The following is a 23685-nucleotide window of genomic DNA, read 5'->3' on the forward strand; positions in this document are numbered from 1 at the left end:
AAAAGTTTAATCATTAATTTATGAGAGAAAAACGATGGCTGCTATGTTTTCTAGTGGCAATGTGCTGCACGTTTAGTGCATGGGCTTTACCGTCACAAGACAAGACGGTAACTTTGAAACTGCACAATGTCTCTATCGAGACTGTCTTGGATGCAGTGAAGAAACAGACAGGCGTGAATATGTTGTATAATTCACAAATGTTCAAGGACGTTCCACCTGTGTCGATTAATGTGAAAAATGAGAGATGGGATGCAGCTCTTAAGTTGGTATTGAATCCTCAAGGGTTTGACTATGTGATGAAAGACGGTATTGTTGTCATTCGCAAACAAAAGCGTGAAAACCGTGTTCGTGGTATGGTGACAGACTCACATGGAGAGCCGATTCCCGGAGCCAGTATTATTGTTAAAGGTACCCGTACAGGTACTTCTACCAATATTGAAGGTGAATTCACTTTGGACGTGAAAAGTGATAAGGTGGCATTGGAGGTTTCTTTTATCGGTATGAAAAAGCAAACTGTACAAGTAGACGCTACCCGCCGGAAAACGGTTGAAATTACATTAGTGGATGATGTCAAAACATTGGAAGATGTGGTTGTGACTGGATATAGCAATGTACGTAAATCCAGTTTTACGGGTAGCTCTACACAGATTTCGGGTGATGATTTGCGTAAGGTATCGCAAACAAATGTAATCGGAGCGATCCAGTCATTCGATCCCTCTTTCCGTTTGGTAGATAACGTACAATTTGGTTCTGACCCGAATGCCTTACCTGAAATGTATATCCGTGGACGTTCAGGCTTTGGTGTAAAAGAACTTGATAAAGATCAGCTTTCAAAATCAAATTTGGAGAATAATCCTAACCTACCAACCTTTATCATGGATGGTTTTGAGGTAAGTATTGAGAAGGTATATGATTTGGATCCTACCCGTATTGAGAGCTTGACGGTTTTGAAAGATGCTGCTGCTACTGCTATGTACGGTTCACGTGCTGCTAATGGTGTGGTGGTAATTACTACTGTTGCTCCGAAAGCAGGAGAGGTTCGTGTCTCTTATAACTTTACAGGAACACTGGAAATGCCCGATTTGAGAGACTATAATTTGGCAAACGCATCGGAGAAACTGGAAATAGAGCGTCTCGCAGGATTATTTGATAAAGGACAAACTAACATTCCATCGACTGCCGTAGGAATGAATAACTATTATAAGAAATACGCTTTAATTCAAAAAGGAGTAGATACGGATTGGATGTCTATTCCACTTCAAAACTCTTTCAATCATAAGCATAGTGTTTACTTGGAGGGAGGAACTCCCAATCTGCGTTATGGTGTAGACGGTTCATTTAATATAGCAGACGGCGTGATGAAGGGCACAGAGCGTAACCGATATAGTGCAGGCTTCTCGTTGGATTATCGTATCAAGAATCTGCAAGTAAGAAACTATGTGTCTTTCGGACATACGAAATCGAAAGAGTCTCCGTATGGTTCGTTTAGTGATTTTACCGGACTACAGCCTTATGACTCTCCTTATAAAGATGATGGAACACTCCGGGAGAAACTCACATATTCGAAAATTAGTGGACGTGATAATAATAATCCGCTGTATGAAGCGACTTTGGGTAATTATAATTGGAATTCTTATGATGAGGTTATCGATAATCTGAGCTTTAACTGGTATCTGAATGATTACTGGACGGTTAAAGGACAATTCAGTGTAACGAAGAAATATTCCAAATCAGAGAAATTTATTGATCCGCTTTCAAGTAAAACTAGTGTTACAGGTTCAAAAGATAATAATCTTGCCGGTGATTTGTATACGACGAATGGAGAAAGTCTGGATTGGAATTCCAATGCTTTTTTATACTATACCCGTAGTTTTAACAAGCAGCACAACTTGAATGTTTCAGCAGGTTGGGAAGCTGCTTCTGGTACCACTGAAAGTACCAATGCACATTATCGTGGATTCCCGTCGGGTGAGTTCCACTCGCTCAATTATGCGGCGGAAGTATATAAGAAACCTACCCGTACTGAGAATACCACACGAAGAGTCAGCGTATTGGCTTCTGCCAATTATACGTGGAATGATATTTATTTGGTAGACGCTTCTGTACGTTTCGACGGTTCGTCAGAGTTTGGGGCAAATCAGAAATGGGCTCCTTTCTTCTCTGGAGGTGTGGGCGTTAATATACATAATTATGATTTCTTCAAAAGCAACGGATATATTAATAAGTTGAAATTACGCGCTTCGTATGGGCGTACCGGTAAGGTCAATTTTCCGGCTTATGCTGCAACGACGATGTATGAAACTTTATTTGATGAATGGTATATAACAGGTTATGGAGCTGTATTGAAAGCCTTAGGTAATAAAGATTTGACTTGGGAAAAGACGGATAAGCTGAGTGTCGGTATTGAAACAAAAACATTGCACGACCGTTTGACCATTGATTTCGAGTATTACTATAATAAGACAATCGACTTGGTGAATGATGTCACCCTTTCCCAAACTTCTGGTTTCTCTACTTACAAAGATAATATGGGACAAGTTGCCAACAAAGGTGTAGAATTAAAACTTCGTGCGGATATTTATCGTGACAGGAATTGGAATGTGGCGTTATGGGGAAATATGGCACACAATAAGAATGAGATTCTGAAGATTTCCGATTCTCAGAAAGCATATAATGAGAGAGTGGCCGCTTATTATAAAAATGAAGCACTTTATCAGGAAACATTAGGGCTGTCTCATGGTGCGGAGTATTCGGTACCACTGCCACAGTATGCGGAGGGAGCTTCTCTGACTTCAATTTGGGCTGTACGTTCATTGGGCATTGATCCTACTACGGGTAAAGAGATCTTTTTGAACCGTGATGGCTCTATAGCTGATAAGTGGAATGCTGCGCAGGAGGTTGTAGTTGGAAATACAGAACCTAAATGTAGTGGTGCTTTCGGGTTGAACCTGTCGTATAAGAATTGGACTCTGTTTGCTTCATTCCTTTATGAGTGGGGTGGACAGGAATACAATCAAACATTGGTCAACAATGTGGAGAATGCGGACTTAGTGAACAAGAATGTCGATTTACGCGTATTGACGGACAGATGGAAAAAACCGGGTGACATAGCTCAGTTTAAAGATATTAAAGACCGGGGGATGACTACTTTGCCAACATCACGTTTCGTGCAGGATAAAGCATTGGTTCGATTGAATTCATTGAATGTCAGCTATGATTTTAACCGTGACTGGATAAAAAAACATCTCCGCATGAATCTGCTTCGTCTGGAAGCTTCTACGAGCGACTTGATAAATTGGTCCTCTATTAAACAGGAACGCGGATTGAGCTATCCGAGATCTTGGAAAGTGGAATTCTCATTAAAAGCACAGTTCTAAAAAAGAAGAAAAATGAAAAAGATATATACTCTAATATTTGCGTCATGTCTAGCAGCTATCTTGCTCAGCTCTTGTAGTGATTGGCTGGATGTGAGACCTGCAGATGAGATAAAGGAAGAATATTTGTTTGAAACAGGAAACGGTTATCGTACAGCTCTGAACGGTATATACCGGAAGTTGGCAACTTTCGATTTATACGGTAGTAATCTGAGTTGGGGGTTGATAGATGGCTGGGGACAGGTATATGACTTGGACAAGGCTCCCGACAGCGGTGGTGGTAAAGCTATGAAGAAATTATCTCAGTTCTTGTATAAGAACTCTGAACTGACTCCTACAACAGATGCTATGTGGAGTGCTGCGTGGAATATAATAGCCAATTGCAATAACCTTGCACAGCAAGTGGCAGAGGAAGATACAATGCTGTTCTACAAACGTACGCAGGAGAAAAATATGATTTTAGGAGAAGCTATTGCTTTACGGGCATATATGCACTTTGATTTGTTACGTATATATGCGCCGTCTTTGGCTATGAACCCGGGGGACAGGCTTTTTATTCCTTATGTGGACAAATATCCATCTTATCTGGCCGACCGGCAAACAGTCAGTTACTGTTTGGAACGCATCATCGCTGATTTGATAGAAGCACAAAAGATTCTGAAGGATGTAGATAAGTCATCTGAGTTTACTTCAGGCAATCGTTTTACTAAGTCTCCTTCCGGAGAGGAACGTTTTGTTTGGTACAGAGGATTCCATCTTAATTATCATGCTGTAACTGCGGAGTTGGCTCGTGTCTACTTGTATGCAGGACAACCGGAAAAGGCATATGAGGCAGCGAAGTTATTAATAGATATTAATGCTGACAAAGGCTATTACAAGGCAGTAACAAGCAGTTATAGTGGACCAATGAATATAGAGAATGGGAATATAAAGATGTATGAAGACATCATATTTGCATTATACTCTACAGATCAGACTGATTGGGATTTGGAGATTAATCATGCAAGTGATAATGCTACGAAACCGGATGATGAAAGGTATTTGGCTTTGAGTGATGCTGTGGTAACGAAATTCTTCGGTAACGAGAGCGGCAAAGATTGGCGTCTTAAGTATCAGTTAGGACCGAATACTTCTTCTTTTTATCGTTCATTGAAGTATAAAAAACAAGATGAAGGTTCTGGTTTTGGTAAAGTGAATAGTACAATGGTGCCTATGATCCGTATGTCTGAAGTATATTATATAGCTGCAGAGGCTATTTATGATACGGATAAGGAATTGGCCAAGACATATCTTAAAACTGTGAAGCAAGGAAGAGGTATTAGCTCTCCTGATCTTAGCAAATCGGGAACAAAGCAGGATTTCATTAATTTGATTGTTGATGATGCTCGTCGTGAATTTATTGGCGAAGGACAGACCTTCTTTTTATACAAGCGCCTGAAGCGGAACTTGGAAGGATCGGATAAAAAGCAGTTCGTAGAATATCCGGCGATTGAAGAAAATTTGGTGATGCCATTGCCTGATTCGGAAAGCAATATTTAAATTTTGAAAGATTGAAGATATATGAAAAGAATAAGTTTTTATATAGTCATTGTATTGTTGGGAGTCTCCTTCTTTACTTCTTGTGAGGAGCAAGGATTAGTGACCCATACAAATGATGTGTCATATGTTGCATTTGAGAAAAATATGACAACAGATACAACAGGTGTATCTTTTAAGTTTTATAATGAAGGTGAAAATGCTAAGATATTATTAGGAGTTACCATTTCCGGAAAAGTACAGGATAAGGATTTAGAGTTTACGGTCAGTGTAGATCCGGAACGAACAACTTTGCCTGCTACCCAATATGAATTACCGGAGAAATGCGTAATTAAAGCGGGAGAACTAACTGGAGAAATATTGGTGGTTTTGAAGTATTACGAGAAGTTGGATACGAAAGCTGAACTGTTGACGTTGCAAGTGAATGATGGTGGTGAGGTGCGTCAAGGTCCGAGTGTCTATTCGCGTGCTATTATTTCCGTATCTAATTTGTTGTTTGCACCTGAGTGGTGGACTAGAAATGACGGTGATGTGAATAATCCCTATAACATTGTTGAAGAATGGTATCTGGGGAGGTATTCGGAAAAGAAATATTTAATGTTTTTGGAAGAATTGAAAAAAGACGGGGTGGTATTTGACGGAAAAGATATGTTTATATTGCGTAAATATGCATTGCGTTTGAAAAATAGAATTAAAGATTATAATATTCAACATCCGGATGAACCAATGAGTGATGAGTATGGTAAAATGGAAATTCCTGTTGCCGGATAATTAAAAAACGGAAGAAGTATGAAAAAGATAACAGTTTATATTTTATCACTACTTTTATTGGGTAGTATTTGCAGTTGCCTGGATGATAAGAACAATTATGATTATACACCGATTAATGAACTGAAAGGCACTATTAATAATATTGAGAAAAATTATAGTGTTGGAATAGATGAAGACTTGGTCATAACCCCCACATTTGAGTTTACAATTGATAAAACAGACCCGGATGTGAGCTACGAATGGAGGCTGGACGGGGAATTGCTAAATGCAAAAGCGCCTTCGTATACTTTCAATTCTCATAAAATCGGATTGTTTGAACTCACATTCTCTGTCATCGACAATAAGACAGGTGTTAAGCACTCTGCTTCAACCAATATTCTGGTTCGTTCTCCTTATCAGAGAGGATGGGTGATTTTGTCTGATGTAGATGGAAAGTCAACACTTTCATTTATCAAAATTAAAACCTTGTATGGTGTGTCAGAAGCAGTGAATATCTGGGGGGAGAAAGTGGTACGTGATTCTATTGCATATCATTCTGTCGAAAAGTATTTAGTCAAAGATTTGGGAACCAATCCCAAAGGTATCTTTGAGCATTTGGGCTATCCCAGTACTTTTGGGCAAGTGGAGACTGTATATGATGAACTGGTAGTGATGCAGGATTGTTGGGTGGAGCTGAACGGTAATACTTTGGAGCGTGAAGTATATACAGAGGATGAGTTTTATGGTGATTTGCCGGTCGGAGGCTTCAAACCTGTAGAAGCTGCCATGTCTTATTCTGCAAAATTTATTCGTGATGAAAATGGATATATCTATATGCACACGAAGCCGGTTGCGAATGATTTTCATGCTGGAGCTTATATGTCTATTCCGCTGTGGAATTATACTAAATTCAGTGCTTTATATCCTGTACAGAAGTTTAAGGACAGAAATATGGATGCGGTTCTGGCCCTTCGTGAAGAGGATAATTCATTAGTAATTATTCGAAATGGAGGTGGGGTGAAGAATAGTTCCAATGACCCGACATTTTATGATAATACGGTGAAGGATACCGGAGAAATAGTTGAATTTGAAGGAGAGGATGCTAAGAACTTTCAGAATATGCATGATGAAAGTATTATAGCAATGAAAACTGCATCAGTTAATGTGAATGGCGACATGATGCAAGCATGGGTGGCTTTGATGAAGGGTGACGATATGTCCTATCAATTGCGTTATTTCAGAATGAAGAATAAAAAATGGGATATATATGATTATTATGAGAATGACTTGACGTCGTTGAAAAATAAAGAGTATACAGATATGGCTGTATTTGAACAAAAACAATATGTTGTTATTGCAATGGGGAATGAATTGTGGTATTGCCAATATGTGAAAGGTGTGGTGTCTGCTCCAAAATTGATTCATACATTTGACAAGAAGGTGATTGCTCTTTCATCTAATGATATATATTTGTATCCGAAATATGGGGTTTACAACGGTCAGTTAGGGGTTGCCCTGGAAGACGGAAGTTTCTTTATATATGGGGTGGAAGAGAAGGATAAACAAGAGTCAGGATTGGTTAATGATGTAGAGATAAAACAATTATACCCGAATGAGGAAAGTGAGAAGGAGGGAGATAATAATTTTGGAAAAATAGTGGATGTACTATATAAAATAGGAAATGCCAACCAGCTTGTTCAGTTTGACCTTTAAAATAATTTGATCTATATTAGATTATGCGGGGAATCGCATTGAGTCTTGAATACTTTATGTGATTCTCCTTTGTTTATTTGAATATGAGAAAAAGAATACTGTTTATAATCTTATTTGCTTGGTCGGGATTTCTGCATGTTTTTTCCCAACAGCAGGCCAACTATGAATTGGCAAATGAATTTCAGACTTTCGGGTTAGGAGGTAGTTTTTCTGCTAATAACCTAAGTATCTGGCCAAATGAAATCAATGGAACAGATAAGTTCTGGTTTGATTTTCATACGACCGCCGGGAAGGATTATTATTTTGTAGATCCTGAACGTCGGTTAAAAGAACCGTTGTTTGATAAAGGGAAACTGGTATCGGGAATAGCACAGATTACTAGAGGAGTAGTAGACAGGAATAAACTGGAGTTGAGTGATATCAAGTTTTCTGAAAACCTAGCTGTATTTTCTTTTTCTTATAAAGGGAAGAACTATGAATATAATCGCCTGACACATCAGATTGGAGAGAAAAAGAAAGATAAGAGCCGGTCATTATTTGATCGTTATTCATGGATGAAATACTCGCCGGACAGGAAATATCTCGTTTATGTGAAAAAACACAATTTGTATGTGAAAGGTAACGGAGAGATGGGAATGGACACAACGGAAGTGCAGTTGACTACTGACGGAGTTCGGTATTACTCTTATGCGCATGATGGAGGAACGGAAGACGAAGGAGAAGTCATGTCTGATATCCGTTGGTGCCCCGATTCACGGCATCTTTATCTAGTACGCGAAGATGAACGTCTGCTTAGGGATTTCTGGGTGATAAATTCGTTGGGTGACAGACCGTCCCTAACTACTTATCGTTATGAATTCCCTGGCGATAAGAATGTAACCCAGAATGAACTGGTGATAGTTGATGTAATCGAACGCACCGTAAAAAAAGCTAATATAAATAAGTGGCCGGATCAATACGTAGCTCCTTTGTGTGTGACATCTGACAGTAAATACCTCTTTTTCGAACGTACAAAACGTACATGGGATGAAGTGGATGTTTGTTCTGTTAATATTTCGACAATGGAAGTGAAAGAAATTATTCACGAAGTTGACAAACCGTATCGTGACCCTCATGCTCGTAGCGTTGCTATTTTGAATGATGGTAAAGATATTCTTTTCCGTTCTGAACGTACGGGATGGGGGCATTACTATCATTATGATGGTAATGGAAAGCTGAAGAATGTGATGACTTCCGGTGAGTGGGTGGCAGGTCAGATAGCTTCTATTGATACTTTGGAGCGAACAGTATATTTGTATGGATATGGTAGGGAAAAAGATATTAATCCGTCTTATTACATGCTCTACAAAGTACATATTGATAGGGAAGGAGTGACTCCATTAAGTACGGAAGACGGTCAGCATCAAGTTAACTTCTTGAAGTCTAACAGATATTATATTGATACTTATTCAAGAGTGGATATGGAACCTAGAATTATGTTGAAAGACAACAAGGGACAAACGATTCTTGAATTGGCCAAGCCAGATATTGAGTTGGCCAGCAAAGCCGGATGGAAAAAGCCGGAACGTTTTGTTGTGAAGGCTGCTGATAATGTAACTGATTTGCATGGAGTAATGTGGAAACCGGCAGACTTTGATTCGACTAAGGTGTGTCCGATTATTTCTGTGGTATATCCAGGTCCTTACTTTGGTCAGGTTCCTACTTCGTTTACCTTAGAAGATAGATGTTGTACCCGTTTGGCGCAGTTAGGTTTTATCGTAATTGCTGTGTCTCACAGGGGAGATACCCCTATGCGTGGAAAGGCATACCATCGGTTTGGTTACGGCAATATGCGTGATTATCCATTAGCTGATGATAAATATGCTATCGAGCAGTTGGCTCACAAACACTCTTATATTGACATTGACAAGGTAGGTATCTACGGGCATTCTGGTGGTGGATTTATGGCTGCTGCAGCCATTTGCACGTATCCTGACTTTTACAAGGCAGCCGTTTCATGTTCTGGAAATCATGATAACAACATCTACAACCGTGGATGGGGAGAATGCTACAACGGCGTGAAGGAAGTGGAAAAAGTGGTGAAAGATAGTTTGGGCAACGAGACAAAAGAGTATGAATATAAGTTTAGTGTAAAGTCAAATGCAGAGATTGCCAAGAATCTGAAAGGACATTTGATGCTTGTCACCGGAGATATGGATAAGAATGTGAATCCTGCGCATACATATCGTATGGCTCAGGCTTTGATTGAAGCCGGAAAGGATTTTGATATGCTGGTGATTCCGGGTGCCGGTCATGGATATGGTTCTGCTGATAAGTATTTTGAAAAGAAAATGTACCGTTTCTTCGCTAAACATTTGCTGGGTGATACTCGTGCGGATTATTGGGGAGACATTAATCGCAACAAATAAGACAATAGATAAGATTTTATGAAAAACTCTCTCTTTAAATATATATGTCCGGTAGTTGTGTTGTTTGTATGCAGCCTTGCCGGTGCACAGCAGAAAGCGAATTATAAGTTAGCGGAGAAGTTCCGTCTGTTGGAGCAGAATCCTATAACAAAATATTCTACAGAAGTTAGGCCGACGTTTATTAACGATACGGACTGTTTTTATTATTCGTTTACTACACGTGAAGGAAAAAAATATTATTATGTCAATCCGAAGAAGAAGGAAAAACGTTTGTTATTTGATACGGATGAACTATTAAGTAAAATTGCGGCATATACCAAGAAAGCCTATTCTTCAGCAGACCCATATTTGTCTTTCACTTTTATGAAGGATAACGAAACGATTCGTATTGATTTTGACCGTGGGCTTTATACGTACAACATTCATACGAAAGTGTTGAGACAGCTTAATGAGAAACCATCTTATGGGAATAGTGATCCGTATTGGATGAAATATTCACCGGATAGTCTTTACTTTCTTTATGCCAGCAAGGATAATTTGTATTTTGTCGGAAATCAGAAGAAAGGACAAGATACTATTCCTGTACAACTGACAACGGACGGTGAACCGAATTATACATTTAACCGTGAAGATGAGGGCATGATGGAAGGACGCTTCGGGGCTGAGTCCACTCATTGGATTCCGGGTAGCCATCGTTTTTATGCAGTTCGTGAGGATAACAGGAAAGTGCGTGATTTATGGTTAATCAATTCGTTGTCTACTCCATATCCGACACTGAAAACTTATAAAGCCGAACTGGCGGGCGATAAACATGTCACCCAATATGAATTATTGATTGGAGATGTTGATACCCGTGAAGTGAAGAAAATTGATATTAATCGTTGGCCTGATCAGTATATCGACGTATTATATATTTCGAAAGACGGGAAACGCTTGTATTTCCAACGCTATAACCGTCCATGGAACCAATCGGATATCTGCGAAGTAGACGTAGAAACCGGAAAAGTACGCGTAGTGATTCATGAAGAAAACAAACCGTATCTTGATTATCAGATGCGTAATGTCTCTTTCTTGAATGACGGAAAGGAAATTCTGTTCCGTTCCGAACGTAACGGTTGGGGACACTATTACCTGTATGACACGGCAACGGGAAACCTGAAGAATCAACTGACTGATGGGACGTGGGTAGCCGGTCCGGTTACCAAGATTGATACTATCGGGCGTAAGATGTATTTCTATGGTTATGGTCGTGAAAAAGGTATTGATCCTTATTACTACATTCTTTATGAAGCTCAACTGGATCGTCCGAATGCTGTTCGTTTGTTGACTCCGGAGAATGCGTCGCATGATGTCAGTATCTCTCCGTCTTACCGATATATGGTAGATTCCTATTCTACCGTTTCGCAGGAACCGGTGAATGTGGTTCGTAACCGGAATGGAAAGATGATCATGACATTGGAAAAGCCCGATTTGCAGCCTGTCTATGAAATGGGATGGAAAGCACCGGAACGCTTTAAGGTAAAAGCCGCCGATGGAGTGACCGACTTGTATGGCGTGATGTGGAAACCTGCCGATTTTGATTCGACAAAGGTTTATCCTATCATTTCTAATGTTTATCCGGGACCGTTCTTTGAGTATGTGCCGACACGTTTTACGATTAACGATGTTTATAACACCCGTCTGGCTCAATTGGGATTCATTGTAATAACCGTAGGGCACAGAGGCGGCACTCCGATGCGTGGAAAGGCTTATCATACCTACGGGTACAACAATATGCGTGATTATCCGTTGGCGGATGATAAATATGCTATTGAGCAACTGGCTGCCCGTTATCCGTTTATTGATGCCACTAAAGTCGGCATTTACGGACATTCCGGTGGGGGATTTATGTCGGCTGCCGCCATTTGCACTTATCCCGATTTCTATTCGGCTGCCGTTTCATCGGCTGGTAATCATGACAACCGCATTTACAATAAAGGATTTGTAGAGATTCATTTCGGTGTGGATGAGAAGGTGAAAACGACTAAAGACAGTTTGGGAGTAGAAAGCACGACGTATGATTATAGTGTCCGCGTACGTCCGAATCAGGAGTTGGCAAAGAATTATAAGCATGGCTTGCTGCTGTTTACCGGTGCGATGGATAAAACTGTAAATCCGGCTAACACATTGCGTTTGGTGGATGCATTGATTAAGGCAGACAAGGATTTCGAGATGTTTGTATTGCCAAAATGTACACATGGATTCTTCGGTGAGTCCGAGGACTTCTTCGAACATAAGATGTGGCGTCATTTTGCCCGCTTGCTGTTGCATGACAACTCGGCTGATTCTGATGTCGATTTGAATAAGGATATGATTAAAGATGACAGGAGAAGATAAGATGAACCGGATATTTGTACATATAGGGATTATAACGAGCTTGTTGCTGGGTGGAAGCCTGTCTGTTGAGGCTCAGAAGAGGCCGTTGGATATAGATGCGTGTACATCTTGGAAGCGTATTGATGCGCCGGATATTTCACCGACAGGCAGGTGGGTGACTTACCGTATATCGTTGATGGAATATAATCCGGATAGCAAGGAAGAAAAACCTCTGCATTTATTCGATTCCCGTACACGGAAAGAAATATTGCTGAATGGTGATATAGAGCGTCTGGAGTTTTATAATAACGATCAGGGGGCTTTTTATCGGCAGGCGGACTCGGCGGGAGTAATGAAGACGTTCTTGTTGTCATTGCCTTCGGGAGTAAAGGCCGAATGGAAACATAAAGAGGCTTTTCGCCCTGTAGAAGGGACTCCTTACTCAATCTCTGTAACTAACGTGCCGAAAGATACGGTGAATCATGTCCCGGCTTTTAACAGGCTGGTGGTACGTCATTTAAAGACAGAAGTTGCTTTTCATATTGACAGTATCGGCTATCATACATTGTATGACGGAGGACGTTCTATTCTTTTCATTCGTAAAAAATCAGACGGGAACGAGCTATGTTATGGTCCTTTAGCCGGTCCATATAAGACTCTTTATCAGAGTTCTGTAAAGAGTGAACCCTCTTCTTATAGTTTTAATGAAAAAGAGATGGCTGGGGAGTTTAGTGTAAACGATTCTTTGTGGTATGCTTTCTCATTAAAGAAGCCGGGTTGTAACTTGCTTTTTGACCGGAAAGAGATTGTTTTGCCTGATGGCATGGCTGTCGGACGCATTGACTTGTCTAAAAGCCATAATTTTCTGATACTTGAACTTCGGGACTCACAGCAGATTTCGCGTAGAAGAGAAGAATCGGAGAAGAAACCGGACAAGAGCTTTGAATTGGAGTTGTGGACATGGAACGAAATGGAAGTCCCGACTTTACAAAGGGGCGGACGTTATAGGCAGGATAAGTCGGTGACGTATATTTATGATATTTCTTCTAAGAAGCTGACTGAAATTGCTCCATCTACCGTAGATTTACTCTTACCATCGGGAGCAGAGAAATTGGACTATGTGCTTTATACGGACGAATCTCCTTATAAGATGCAGCGTGAGTGGTTGGATCGCTTACCGTTCGATGTACATTCGGTGAATGTGCATACGGGGGCAAAACAGTTGATCGGACGTAGTTATCGTACAGCTCCGAAATGGTCGGTGAATGGCAAGTGGGCGGTAATGTATGATCCGATTGCCCAAGTCTGGAATAAGTTTGATGGTGCTACAGGTAAGGTCATTAATATATCTGATGCTATCGGTTATCCGATGTTCGTTGAAAATTATGATAAACCGGCTCCTGCCCCCGCTTATGGCATAGCAGGGTGGACGGCTGACGGGAATACTGTGTTTCTCTACGATGCATATGATTGGTGGAAGATTGATTTGGCAGGAGAATGTCAGCCGGAGTGCTTGACTAAAGGGTATGGCCGTAAACATGGCAAATCTATTCGTAAAATGACGAGCAATATAGATAAGGATGTTTTTCAGAAAGACGAAACAATCATGGTTAGCCTTTGGGATAAAGATACGATGGATGAGGGTGTCTATCAGCTTGATATGAAAGGACGTCTGAAGAAACTGATGGAAGGTCCTTATATATATAACATACACCGTTTTTCCGACAATCATAAGTATTGTGTCTGGAATCGTCAGAGTATAACAGAGTTTCGAGATTTGTGGTGGAGTAAAGCCGACTTTTCAAATCCGGTCAGAGTGACGAATGCCAATCCTCAACAAGCGGATTATAAATGGGGTACAGTTAAACTGGTGAAGTGGACTAATTATGAGAATAAAGAAAATAAGGGATTGCTTTATTTGCCTGAAGATTATGATCCTCAAAAGGAATATCCGGTGCTGGTACAGTTTTATGAAACCCATTCCGGTGAGCTGAATATTTATCATGCACCCTTATTGAGCAGCGCGTTAGGAGATCCTGTATATTTTGCCAGCAATGGTTATATTGTGTTTATGCCAGACGTGCATTTCACAGTTGGGACTCCCGGCCAGAGTTGTTATGATGCTGTGGTTAGCGGAACAAAGTATCTGATAGAGCAGGGGATAGCGCATCCCGGAAAAATTGGTTTGCAGGGACATAGCTGGTCTGGTTATCAAACATCATATTTGGTGACAAAGACAGATATTTTCACTTGTGCCAATATTGCGGCTCCTATCACTGATATGGTGACCGGATATTTGGGAATCCGTAACGGAAGTGGGCTGCCACGCTATTTTATGTACGAAGAAACACAAAGCCGTATGGGAAAGACCTTATGGGAAGCGAAAGATAAGTATCTGGCAAGTTCTGCAATTCTGGAAGCGGATAAGATACATACGCCTTTATTGATATTACATAATGATCAGGATGAGGCCGTTGCGTATGAACAAGGTCGTGCTCTTTATTTGGCTATGCGTCGTTTGCAACGTCCGGCATGGTTGTTGAATTACAAAGGTGAAGGGCATTTTGTTATGAGTCGAGGTGCCCAGAAGGACTGGACTATCCGGATGATGCAGTTCTTCGACTATTACCTGAAAGGAACAAAAGAACCACGTTGGATGAAAGAGGGTATTCATCTGAGAGAACGTGGCATTGACCAGAAATATGATTTACTAGAAAAATAAATGAAATGAAGAAACTATTAATTACAGCTATGACTCTGTTTTGCTTTGCATTCAGCAGCTATGGACAGGGCAAAGTGGAGAAACAAATTATTGGTAAATGGTGTAATCCTTATACCTACAAGTCTACCGGTGAACTGAAAGGATTTGAGTTTAAAAAAGGCGGAAAATGCTCTGCTGTCAATATCCCTTCTTTAGATTTAAAGACTTGGAAGATTGATAAAGACGGCTATTTAATTATCGAAGGATTCAACAAAGAAGATAATGGAAAGACGGAAGTGTATAAAACACGTGAACGTATCGGAAAACTGACACCTGATTCGTTGGAGTTGGTCACACAGGACGGACCTCCGAGATTAGCTTTTTTGTATCTGAATACTAAATCAATCAAGAAATTAGTTACTCCGGAAGTAGCTCCCGACAAGAAGAAATAAATCTCTCTCTTAAATAATTTAGTGTTAATATTAGCATTACGTTGCTAATGAAAGCGCCCCGTCGTAGTGGTTACGATGGGGCGTCTTTTCGTTATGCTGTCATAGTATATCAGAATGAGCCATCAACGGAATATGGTTTATGACTACCGTATCGCCAATGCCTTGTTTTCCGCAGTCTCCATAATCTCCCGTTCTCCGGGTCCTTTATCGTTTATGCCGCAAAGATGAAGTATCCCGTGAATAATGACACGATGCAGCTCATCGTTATAGGATGTTCCGAATTGTTCTGCATTGGTGCGTATCGTATCCAGGCTGATAAATAAATCGCCTGATAAACGGTCACCTTCACAATAGTCGAAAGTGATGATGTCCGTGTAATAGTCGTGTTGCAGATATTGGCGGTTCACTTCCAGAATCTTTTCGTCGGAACAAAAGATATAAGCGATTTCACCGAGTCTTTTCCCGTAGGAAGCGGCTACGGCTTTTATCCATTCCGTAGTCTCACGTTTTTTGATTTCAGGCATTTTTACGCCTTCTGTTTGATAAGTTACAGCCATAATTGAATGTTATGATTTAAAAGAAAAATAAATAACTGATTAAGATGGCGGCTATGATACCTGAGAAGTCTGCTATCAAGCCGCAAGTAACAGCGTTGCGGGTTTTACTGATACCTACACTGCCGAAGTATACAGCCAGAATGTAGAAAGTAGTATCCGAAGCTCCGCGTACCACGCAACTCATGCGTCCTACAAACGAGTCCGGTCCCAGCTCTTTCATCGTATCAATCATCAACCCGTTTGCACCGCTTCCGCTGAGTGATTTCATCAGTGCAGTGGGGAGTGCTCCAACGAAGCTTGTATCGACTCCACATAATCCTACTACGTAACCGATGCCGCTTACCAGATAATCCATCGCTCCCGAAGTGCGGAATACGGCTATGCCTACCAGAAAAGCAACCAGATAAGGGATTATGCGTACAGCAGTTGTAAATCCTTCCTTGGCTCCTTCCACAAAGGAATCATAAACGTTGATTTTCTTCCTGATTCCTGTCAGGATAAACAGAATAATAACCCCGAATAGAATGATATTGGCTATTAATGTAGAGTAAGTCCCCATTTCCTCACGGGAAACGCTGATAAATAAATAAATCAGTCCGGAGAAGAAGAGGCAGACAACACCCATCAATATCAGAATCGGTTTATTGATTAAGTTTATTTTCTGGGCAATGCTGACGGCTATAACTCCCACCAAAGTAGAAATGAAAGTACTTAGCAAAATCGGGATGAATACATCAGTCGGTTGCGTAGCTCCCATTTGCGCACGATATACCATGATGCTGATGGGAATAAGGATAAGTCCCGAAGTGTTGATTACTAAGAACATAATCATCGGATTGGAAGCTGTATCTTTCTTTGGGTTCAGCTCCTGTAATTCTTTCATGGCTTTCAGTCCCAACGGAGTGGCGGCGTTGTCCAGACCGAGCATGTTGGCGGACATATTCATAAAGATAGACCCTAATACCGGGTGTCCTTTGGGTATATCCGGAAATAAGCGGCAAAGTACCGGGCTCAGGAAACGGGCCAGGGCGTTGATCAATCCACTGTTTTCTCCGATTTTCATGATGCCCAGCCAGAGAGCCAGTACGCCCGTAAGTCCCAGGGAAATTTCGAAAGCTGTCTTTGAAGAATCGAATGTAGAGTTCATGATAGCCGTAAATATCTCTGTATCACCCAGAAAAACTACTTTTATAAGGGCGATAATAAAGGCGATGACAAAGAATCCTATCCAAATGTAATTCAGAACCATAGTTGATAACGTGTATATAGATAATGCAAAAGTAGTTATAATTCGTTGGTTTATGCTATCTTTATGCCCGAATTAGATGAAAAACATTGGATTATGAATAAGAGATTATTTTTTCTGATATTTCTATTTTGTGGCATGACCGCAGTGCAAATTATAGCTCAGAATCTTTCTTTTCACCACTTTACTACCGATGACGGGCTTTCGCATAACTCCGTGATGACTCTTTATCAAGACGAACGGGGATGGATATGGATGGGTACCCGTGACGGACTGAATCTCTACAACGGCAAGGAATTTAAGGTGTATAAGCACGAAAAGGATAATCCTAATAGTTTGCCTTACAACGATATTGCGCAAATTACAGGCAACGGGAAAGGAAGTGTCTACATCATGACTGGTGGCAAAGGTATTTCAGTCTACGATATTGTCCATGATTCTTTTTCTACGCCTATTGTCGGAAAAGTTTCTGCTATGAGCTATGAACGGGCGCTTTTCTTTGCACGTGACAGTCAGATTTACTGTTATGAGAATGACTCCGTCCGGTTGATTTATCAGTTGCCTGATTCGAAAGTTAGTATTAACCGTCTTTTTTACCGGAATGATTCCCTTTTGATAGGTACATATAATGCGGGTCTTTATCTACTGGAAGAGAAGAAAAAGTTATCTCATCTTATTCCGGGAGGTCGCGTCAATGATATTTATTGTGATTCTATGGGGGATATTTGGGTGTCGTTTCACAGTGGTGAGGGGCTGTATCTTATCCGTAACGGGGAAGTCCGGAATTTCCGCACGGTGCTGGGCGATGATTCGAGCATTAGTTCCAGCCAGGTGCATTGTTGCTGTGAAGATGAAAACAGGGATATCTGGATAGGCACATTCGACGGACTGAACAAATATGACAAGCGGACAGGGAAGTTTACGCGTTATTATAAGAAGGCGGCAGAGAAGAACTGCCTTTCCGAATCGTCAGTGTGGAGTTTGCTGCGCGATCATCAAGGAACTATCTGGGCGGGAACTTACTATGGAGGTGTGAACTATTTTAATTCAAGTAAACAGATTTATCGGGAATATAATACTTCATTGGTGGAAGAAGATGGACTTAGTTCTCCCACAGTAGGAGCAATGACAGAAGATGCACATGGCAACTTGTGGCTTTGTACGGAAGGTGGAGGTGTGTGCAGCTATAATCTCAATACCGGAAAATTTCGCAGGTTTACCCATAACGACCGTACAAACAGCATTTCGCACAATCATGCTAAAACGGCGTACTACGACAAGAAGCGGGAGGCGCTCTGGATCGGTACTCATTTGGGCGGACTGAACCGTCTTGACTTGAAAACGGAGCGCTTCACGCATTACCGCCATCGGACGGACGATCCGGCATCGTTGCCATCGGATATTGTTATGGATATTGTGCCGGTGGGAGATAAGCTTGTCTTGGGTACCATTGGTAAACTTTCCCTCTTTGATCCGCAAACAGGTCGGTGTGAGGCATTGTTCAACGAAAAGGAGTATAATGATTGCACTTCCTTTTGTCGTAAACTGGCTATGGATCACCGGGGCGTCCTCTGGATAGCTAATGGAGGAATGGGTGCCAGCGCCTATAACTTCAATACCCGGAAACTGATTACTTATCGTCAGAAAACGGGAACGAACAAACTTAGCAGTGACCATGTGAACTATATCTATGAAGATAGTTGCAAGCGTTTGTGGTTCTGTACCAACGAGCATGGGTTGGATCTCTATCGCAGTGATACCGATGACTTTGAGAATTATGACCAGCGAAAGAACGGGTTGTCGAGCAATGTAGTATATGCTATCTGTGAATTGGATAATAACCGTATGTTGGTGACTACTGATAATGGATTCTCCATTTTGGACTGTAACACGAAACAATTTACCAACTATGACAAGGGGCAGAAAATACCGCTGACATCCATTAATGAGAACTCGCTTTTGAAGAGTAGTACAGGAGAGATATTTATCGGAGGCATGGATGGGATGATTTCTTTTAATGAACAAGAGGTTGAACGTACAGCCAGAGCCTACAATATCTACCCCTATCGGCTGACAGTGAATGGGCAGGAAGTGAATGTAGGGGATGAAACTGGTATTTTGACGGAAAATTTGAGCACCTTGAAGGAGATTGAATTGCCGGCAAAGTGCAATATTTTCGCATTAGAGTATACCGCTACTGACTATTTGCCGATAGATAAAGAGGAATTATTCTACCGCTTGGAAGGCTTTTCAAATGAGTGGGTGAATATGCATGGCAAGAATATGGTGACTTACACCGGCTTAGCTCCCGGTGTATATACATTGGTTGTGAAAACGGCCAATGCACAGAATACGTTTGTGCCGGAAAGTCGTCTTGTCATTAAGGTGCTACCACCTTTTTACCGTACAGTGTGGGCTTATATATTTTATGTGTTGCTGGCTGTGTTACTGATTTACTTGTTGGTGCGTACCTACAACAACCGGATCAAGTTGCAGGAATCGCTGAAGTATGAGCAGAAACATGCGGAAGATATTGAGAGATTGAACCAGGTGAAACTACGCTTTTTCACCAATATATCACATGAATTCCGTACACCGCTGACTGTTATCATTGGACAATTAGAGATGCTGCTGCGTACACATGAACAGAATCAGCTTCTTGGTACGTCTTTGCAGAAAATCTATAGAAACAGTTTGCAGTTACAGGAGTTGATTACAGAACTGCTGGACTTCCGCAAGCAGACACAGGGATACATGACGTTAAAAGTAAGCCGGAGGAATGTGGTGAACGATGTGGAGGAATATTATCGGATGTTCCGGGAGTATGCAGAGCAGAAGCAGATAAACTACAAGTTTGTGAAGACTACCGAGCATATTGAATTGTGGTACGATGTGCGGCAGATGAAGAAAGTGATGAATAACCTCATCAGTAATGCCTTTAAATATACGCCTAAGAATGGAGAGATAGTGGTAGCTGTGCGGCGAAAAGAGCAGGAAGTGCTTATCGAAGTGACGGATACCGGCAAAGGCATTGCCGCAAAAGATATCACCCGGATTTTCGATCGTTTTTATCAGACAGAGGACATGGAGTCATCTTCCTATATCGGTACGGGTATTGGTCTGTCACTATCGAAAGGTATTGTGGAGTTACATCATGGTACCATTGATGTATATAGTGACCCGGGGGTGGAAACAACTTTCTGTGTACATTTGAAGATGGGTAAAGAGCACTTCAAGAAGGAAGAAATCTGCGAACAGCCACAGGGTGAACAGCCGGCAATAGAAGATGAACGGGTGGGTGAGATTCCGGTGGTGCTGCTTCAGGGAGAAAATGAGTCCGAAACGGTTTCCGAACTGAAAGCGGGCAACTGCAAAATACTGATTGTGGAGGATAGCGATAACCTGCGTGATATGCTGGCCAATTTGTTTGCACCTTTCTATACAGTAGTGACAGCTGTTGACGGGCAGGAAGGGCTGGAGAAAGTGCAGGAAGAGATGCCGGATATTGTAGTGAGTGATATTATGATGCCGAGAATGTCGGGCATGGAACTGTGTAAGGCGATTAAGGAAAATATAGACACGTGTCATATTCCTGTGGTATTGCTTACTGCCAAGACGGCCATCGACTCTACACTTGAAGCCCTAAAGACAGGAGCGGACGACTATATAACCAAGCCTTTCAATGTACAGTTACTGTTGTCCCGTTGTAATAATTTGGTGAATAGCCGGATTATGATGCAAGAGAAATTCTCCAAACAGCCCCAGTCTACACATCGTATCTTGGCGAACAATGAAATGGATAAGGAATTTATCGACAAGGCTATGGAAATTGTACAGAAGCACATGGGGGATCCTGATTTCAACATGGAGATGTTTGCTCGTGAGGTAGGCATCGCCCGCACTAAGCTTTTTATCAAGTTGAAAGCCATTTCCGGACAGACGCCCGCGGAGTTCATTCTTACCATTCGTCTAAAGGAGGCGACTGTGATGCTTAAAAATAATCCCGGTCTGAATATTATGGAAATATCAGACCGGTTAGGTTTCAGCTCTCCCAAGTACTTTAGGAAATGCTTTAAAGATAAGTATCATGTCACTCCACAAGAGTATCGCAAGGAAGAATTATCTTAATACATATTCGGTATGAATATGGTTTTTGTCCTTATTTTAGTCACAATTTGTTTGGATACCGGTAAGAAAACGGTATTGCTCGCAGGCTGCTAACAGGAAGGCACCTACACCGAAATTGGATGTGGAGTTGGCATCGAGTACTTGTCCCGGTATTGCTTTGGCACCGATAGGCTGCACATATCCTAATGTTCCGTCGGGTTGTACGGCTGTATTTGCCAGATAATTCCATGCTTTTTTTGCTACGGGAGCATAACTCTTATAGTCAAGCAATTGATTGTTTATGCCCCACAACAGACCATAGGTAAAGAGAGCGGTTCCGCTTGTTTCAGGGCCGGGCACATATTCGGGGTCGATGAGGCTGCGAGTCCAATAACCGTCGGGCTGTTGGCAGGCGGCTATAGCCTTTGCCATCTTTTGAAAACGTTCTACGTATACGTTACGGTGCGGGTCGTTTTCCGGAAGGTCTTTCAGTACTTTTGCCAATGCAGCCATTGCCCAACCGTCACCACGTGCCCAAAAGTCTTTTTTTCCATTGGCTGTCTGATATTTGGGATAGATGAAGTTGGCATCCCGGTAATATAGGTTAGCTTTTGAGTCGTACATTAGGCTGTCGGCATAAGAAAAGTATTCGTATAACTTTTCGGAGTAGAGTCGATTGCCGGTCAATTTGTACATTTTTGTCATGACAGGCATTACCATGTAAAGACCGTCCACCCACCACCAGTAGTCCGAACGGTAAGTGCTCATCTGATACTCCATGACCTCGATGGCACGCGTTATCCTGTTGGAGTCGCGACGCAGGGTGAACAAGTCCGCATAAGTTTGGAAACAAATCTGATAGTCGCCGAACAGGACATATTCGTCTGTTTCACCATAGTCGTATCTCCAAGTTGCCTTGTCGTCGGACTTGGCACCTTTCCATTCATTTCGTTCCGCCCATTTCTCTGAATATGTCAGGTATTCTGTTTTTCCAGTCAGGAAGTAAGCTTCCATGTTTCCGGTGTGGTAGACGGCATGATCCCAAAATGCCCGTTTATGCTCCGGATGTCCCGCCTGCCAGTGATCGTTCACTTTGTATATCAAGTCTAGTACTTGCTGTGCTTCTGTGTTAGCCGGGATAGGTTTGTTGGCAGTGCACGCCATGCAAGTAAGGTATAATGTTGCGAATAATAGCAGATTTTTCATGTTCAAATAATAGATATTATTAATAATATGCGTGATCTCTGGGAAATTCTTCTCCTTCCCAAGCCTTCTTGGAAGTCCAGGAGAGTGGGGCATCCGTCCAGAATGGATGGTTAGCCGGTAAGCCTAGAGGGAGAAATGCCAGCGAAGCCATGTAGAGGCTTCCATTATTAGTGTATCTGTCTGCCATTTGAGGTTGCGAACCGTTGAAACCTAACGTGAGGAAACCTTCTTTCCCATAATTGCGTTCATCGCTGAACATACGTTTGATAACGGCAGTCATGGCAGCACGCACTTGTCCGTTGTGCAGTTCTTCCGGCAGTTGTTCACGCCATGCCAGTAACGCTAAAGGCTGGAATACTCCAGTCCGGTAGGTCATGGAACGGCCGAAAACCGGGAAAGTCCCTTCGGGTGAGATAAGACGCTCTAAAATCATGCCATAACGTTGCATACGTTTCAAAGCGCGTGGATAATTCGCGTTATCCATGTTCCACAGTTTTTTGGTACCTTTGTGCGTGATAATCTCGATACATTCTACGTACATGGGATGAATGGAGAAACTGTTGTAGTAATCGAATGAGAAACCGGGGCCGTCGGAGTACCATCCGTCTCCCATATACCATTCGTCCATTTTCCGGAAAGAAGTGAGAATGCGGAACATGTCGTAGGGTGCGCCTACTTTATAAAGGAATGTCTCGATGGTGGCAGGAAAGAGTAACCAGTTCATATAGCAAGGGTCTACTCGACGAAGAAGGGTGAATTCCTCAATGTAGCGTTGTTTGGTAAGAGTATCAAGCGGAACCCAAAGAGCATCATATCCGCGGAGGAAACTCTCTGCCAGATAGGCGGCATCCACTACGGTTTGGGCGGTTTCTCTCCACAGCAGATAGTCTTTACTTTTGGGGTCTACTGCATGTGCGTAACTTTTTAACGCCCATTCGCGAAGCTGTTTACGCATTTTTCCTTCTTCGGTATCATCATCCGGAAGAGAGAGCCAGGGCGCTAATCCTGACATCAGACGACCGAAGCATTCCATGTAAGTCACCTTTTGGGGGCGTCCGTCCCATATCGGGCTGACTTCCACAGGCATGACTTCTTGCAGCTTGCCTTCGCTCATATTACTGAGCACAGGGACTGCCATTTTGTAGAGTATGTCACACCATAGTTCGCGATCTGTTTTTTCTTTTTCTGTTTTCTTTTTAGCCATACTGTTTTCTGCTACCATTAGCAAGCAGAACAGTAGCAAAAGGCGGGTTATGAGTTTGGTCGTTTTCATAATTTAT

At 41.8% G+C, this 23685-nt stretch carries 13 protein-coding genes; 9 read left to right on the forward strand and 4 right to left on the reverse strand.

Features of this window, described 5'->3' with window-relative positions; all coding sequences use genetic code 11:
- Positions 1-20: 20 nt before the first annotated feature.
- The 8 genes from ACGHVY_RS15375 (at position 21) to ACGHVY_RS15410 (ending at position 15289) form a co-directional block, all read left to right on the forward strand.
- A complete protein-coding gene (locus ACGHVY_RS15375) occupies positions 21-3377 on the forward strand; it encodes a SusC/RagA family TonB-linked outer membrane protein (RefSeq protein WP_390599726.1) in 3357 nt (1118 codons plus the stop codon).
- Positions 3378-3389: 12 nt separating this feature from the next.
- A complete protein-coding gene (locus tag ACGHVY_RS15380; protein ID WP_308747172.1) occupies positions 3390-4913 on the forward strand; it encodes a RagB/SusD family nutrient uptake outer membrane protein in 1524 nt (507 codons plus the stop codon).
- Positions 4914-4934: 21 nt separating this feature from the next.
- On the forward strand, positions 4935-5681 hold the full coding sequence (locus ACGHVY_RS15385) for a DUF4843 domain-containing protein (protein WP_308747171.1): 747 nt from the start codon (positions 4935-4937) through the stop codon (positions 5679-5681).
- A gap of 18 nt (positions 5682-5699) precedes the next feature.
- Positions 5700-7373 carry a PKD-like family lipoprotein gene (locus ACGHVY_RS15390; protein ID WP_390599728.1) on the forward strand — a complete coding sequence of 558 codons (1674 nt, stop codon included), beginning with the start codon at positions 5700-5702 and terminating at the stop codon, positions 7371-7373.
- Between the two features lie 83 nt (positions 7374-7456).
- Entirely contained in the window at positions 7457-9781 is a 2325-nt protein-coding gene (locus ACGHVY_RS15395; protein ID WP_390599729.1) for a DPP IV N-terminal domain-containing protein, read from the forward strand.
- A gap of 18 nt (positions 9782-9799) precedes the next feature.
- The gene (locus ACGHVY_RS15400) at positions 9800-12157 is read left to right on the forward strand and encodes a DPP IV N-terminal domain-containing protein (RefSeq protein WP_390599731.1); all 2358 of its coding nucleotides are present in this window, start codon (positions 9800-9802) and stop codon (positions 12155-12157) included.
- Complete coding sequence (locus ACGHVY_RS15405; RefSeq protein ID WP_390599732.1) at positions 12141-14858, forward strand: prolyl oligopeptidase family serine peptidase; 2718 nt, start codon at positions 12141-12143, stop codon at positions 14856-14858. The genes ACGHVY_RS15400 and ACGHVY_RS15405 overlap by 17 nt, the downstream gene beginning before the upstream one ends.
- Before the next feature lie 5 nt (positions 14859-14863).
- Positions 14864-15289: a lipocalin family protein gene (locus tag ACGHVY_RS15410; RefSeq protein WP_390599733.1), complete on the forward strand. Its 426-nt coding sequence runs from the start codon at positions 14864-14866 to the stop codon at positions 15287-15289.
- A gap of 143 nt (positions 15290-15432) precedes the next feature.
- On the opposite strand, the gene ybeY is transcribed toward ACGHVY_RS15410, so the two are convergent.
- Together ybeY and ACGHVY_RS15420 are read right to left on the reverse strand one after the other, a co-directional pair.
- Positions 15433-15846, reverse strand: a complete 414-nt coding sequence (gene ybeY, locus ACGHVY_RS15415) for an rRNA maturation RNase YbeY (protein ID WP_308747180.1) — start codon at positions 15844-15846, stop codon at positions 15433-15435.
- A 16-nt stretch (positions 15847-15862) separates the two neighbouring features.
- On the reverse strand, positions 15863-17095 hold the full coding sequence (locus tag ACGHVY_RS15420) for a nucleoside recognition domain-containing protein (protein WP_390599735.1): 1233 nt from the start codon (positions 17093-17095) through the stop codon (positions 15863-15865).
- A gap of 93 nt (positions 17096-17188) precedes the next feature.
- Between ACGHVY_RS15420 and ACGHVY_RS15425 the strand changes: the two genes are divergently transcribed.
- Entirely contained in the window at positions 17189-21220 is a 4032-nt protein-coding gene (locus ACGHVY_RS15425) for a two-component regulator propeller domain-containing protein (protein WP_390599737.1), read from the forward strand.
- Between the two features lie 36 nt (positions 21221-21256).
- On the opposite strand, the gene ACGHVY_RS15430 is transcribed toward ACGHVY_RS15425, so the two are convergent.
- Positions 21257-22405 (reverse strand): glycoside hydrolase family 88 protein, encoded by a 1149-nt coding sequence (locus ACGHVY_RS15430; RefSeq protein ID WP_390599738.1) that lies wholly within the window; start codon positions 22403-22405, stop codon positions 21257-21259.
- Positions 22406-22424: 19 nt separating this feature from the next.
- On the reverse strand, positions 22425-23678 hold the full coding sequence (locus ACGHVY_RS15435) for a DUF2264 domain-containing protein (RefSeq protein ID WP_390599739.1): 1254 nt from the start codon (positions 23676-23678) through the stop codon (positions 22425-22427).
- Positions 23679-23685 lie beyond the last annotated feature (7 nt).

Origin of the sequence: Bacteroides sp. f07 (assembly GCF_042854785.1) — a bacterium.
In the GTDB taxonomy this organism is placed as follows: Bacteria; Bacteroidota; Bacteroidia; order Bacteroidales; family Bacteroidaceae; genus Bacteroides.

Bases quoted from the DNA above. Each gene is read 5' to 3' on its own strand.
- ACGHVY_RS15410 (WP_390599733.1), top strand. From the start codon at position 14,864: ATGAAGAAACTATTAATTACAGCTATGACTCTGTTTTGCTTTGCATTC.
- ACGHVY_RS15390 (WP_390599728.1), top strand. From the start codon at position 5,700: ATGAAAAAGATAACAGTTTATATTTTATCACTACTTTTATTGGGTAGT.
- ACGHVY_RS15430 (WP_390599738.1), bottom strand. From the start codon at position 22,405: ATGAAAAATCTGCTATTATTCGCAACATTATACCTTACTTGCATGGCG.
- ACGHVY_RS15380 (WP_308747172.1), top strand. From the start codon at position 3,390: ATGAAAAAGATATATACTCTAATATTTGCGTCATGTCTAGCAGCTATC.
- ACGHVY_RS15375 (WP_390599726.1), top strand. From the start codon at position 21: ATGAGAGAAAAACGATGGCTGCTATGTTTTCTAGTGGCAATGTGCTGC.
- ACGHVY_RS15400 (WP_390599731.1), top strand. From the start codon at position 9,800: ATGAAAAACTCTCTCTTTAAATATATATGTCCGGTAGTTGTGTTGTTT.
- ACGHVY_RS15405 (WP_390599732.1), top strand. From the start codon at position 12,141: ATGACAGGAGAAGATAAGATGAACCGGATATTTGTACATATAGGGATT.
- ACGHVY_RS15425 (WP_390599737.1), top strand. From the start codon at position 17,189: ATGAATAAGAGATTATTTTTTCTGATATTTCTATTTTGTGGCATGACC.
- ACGHVY_RS15420 (WP_390599735.1), bottom strand. From the start codon at position 17,095: ATGGTTCTGAATTACATTTGGATAGGATTCTTTGTCATCGCCTTTATT.
- ACGHVY_RS15435 (WP_390599739.1), bottom strand. From the start codon at position 23,678: ATGAAAACGACCAAACTCATAACCCGCCTTTTGCTACTGTTCTGCTTG.
- ACGHVY_RS15395 (WP_390599729.1), top strand. From the start codon at position 7,457: ATGAGAAAAAGAATACTGTTTATAATCTTATTTGCTTGGTCGGGATTT.
- ACGHVY_RS15385 (WP_308747171.1), top strand. From the start codon at position 4,935: ATGAAAAGAATAAGTTTTTATATAGTCATTGTATTGTTGGGAGTCTCC.
- ybeY (WP_308747180.1), bottom strand. From the start codon at position 15,846: ATGGCTGTAACTTATCAAACAGAAGGCGTAAAAATGCCTGAAATCAAA.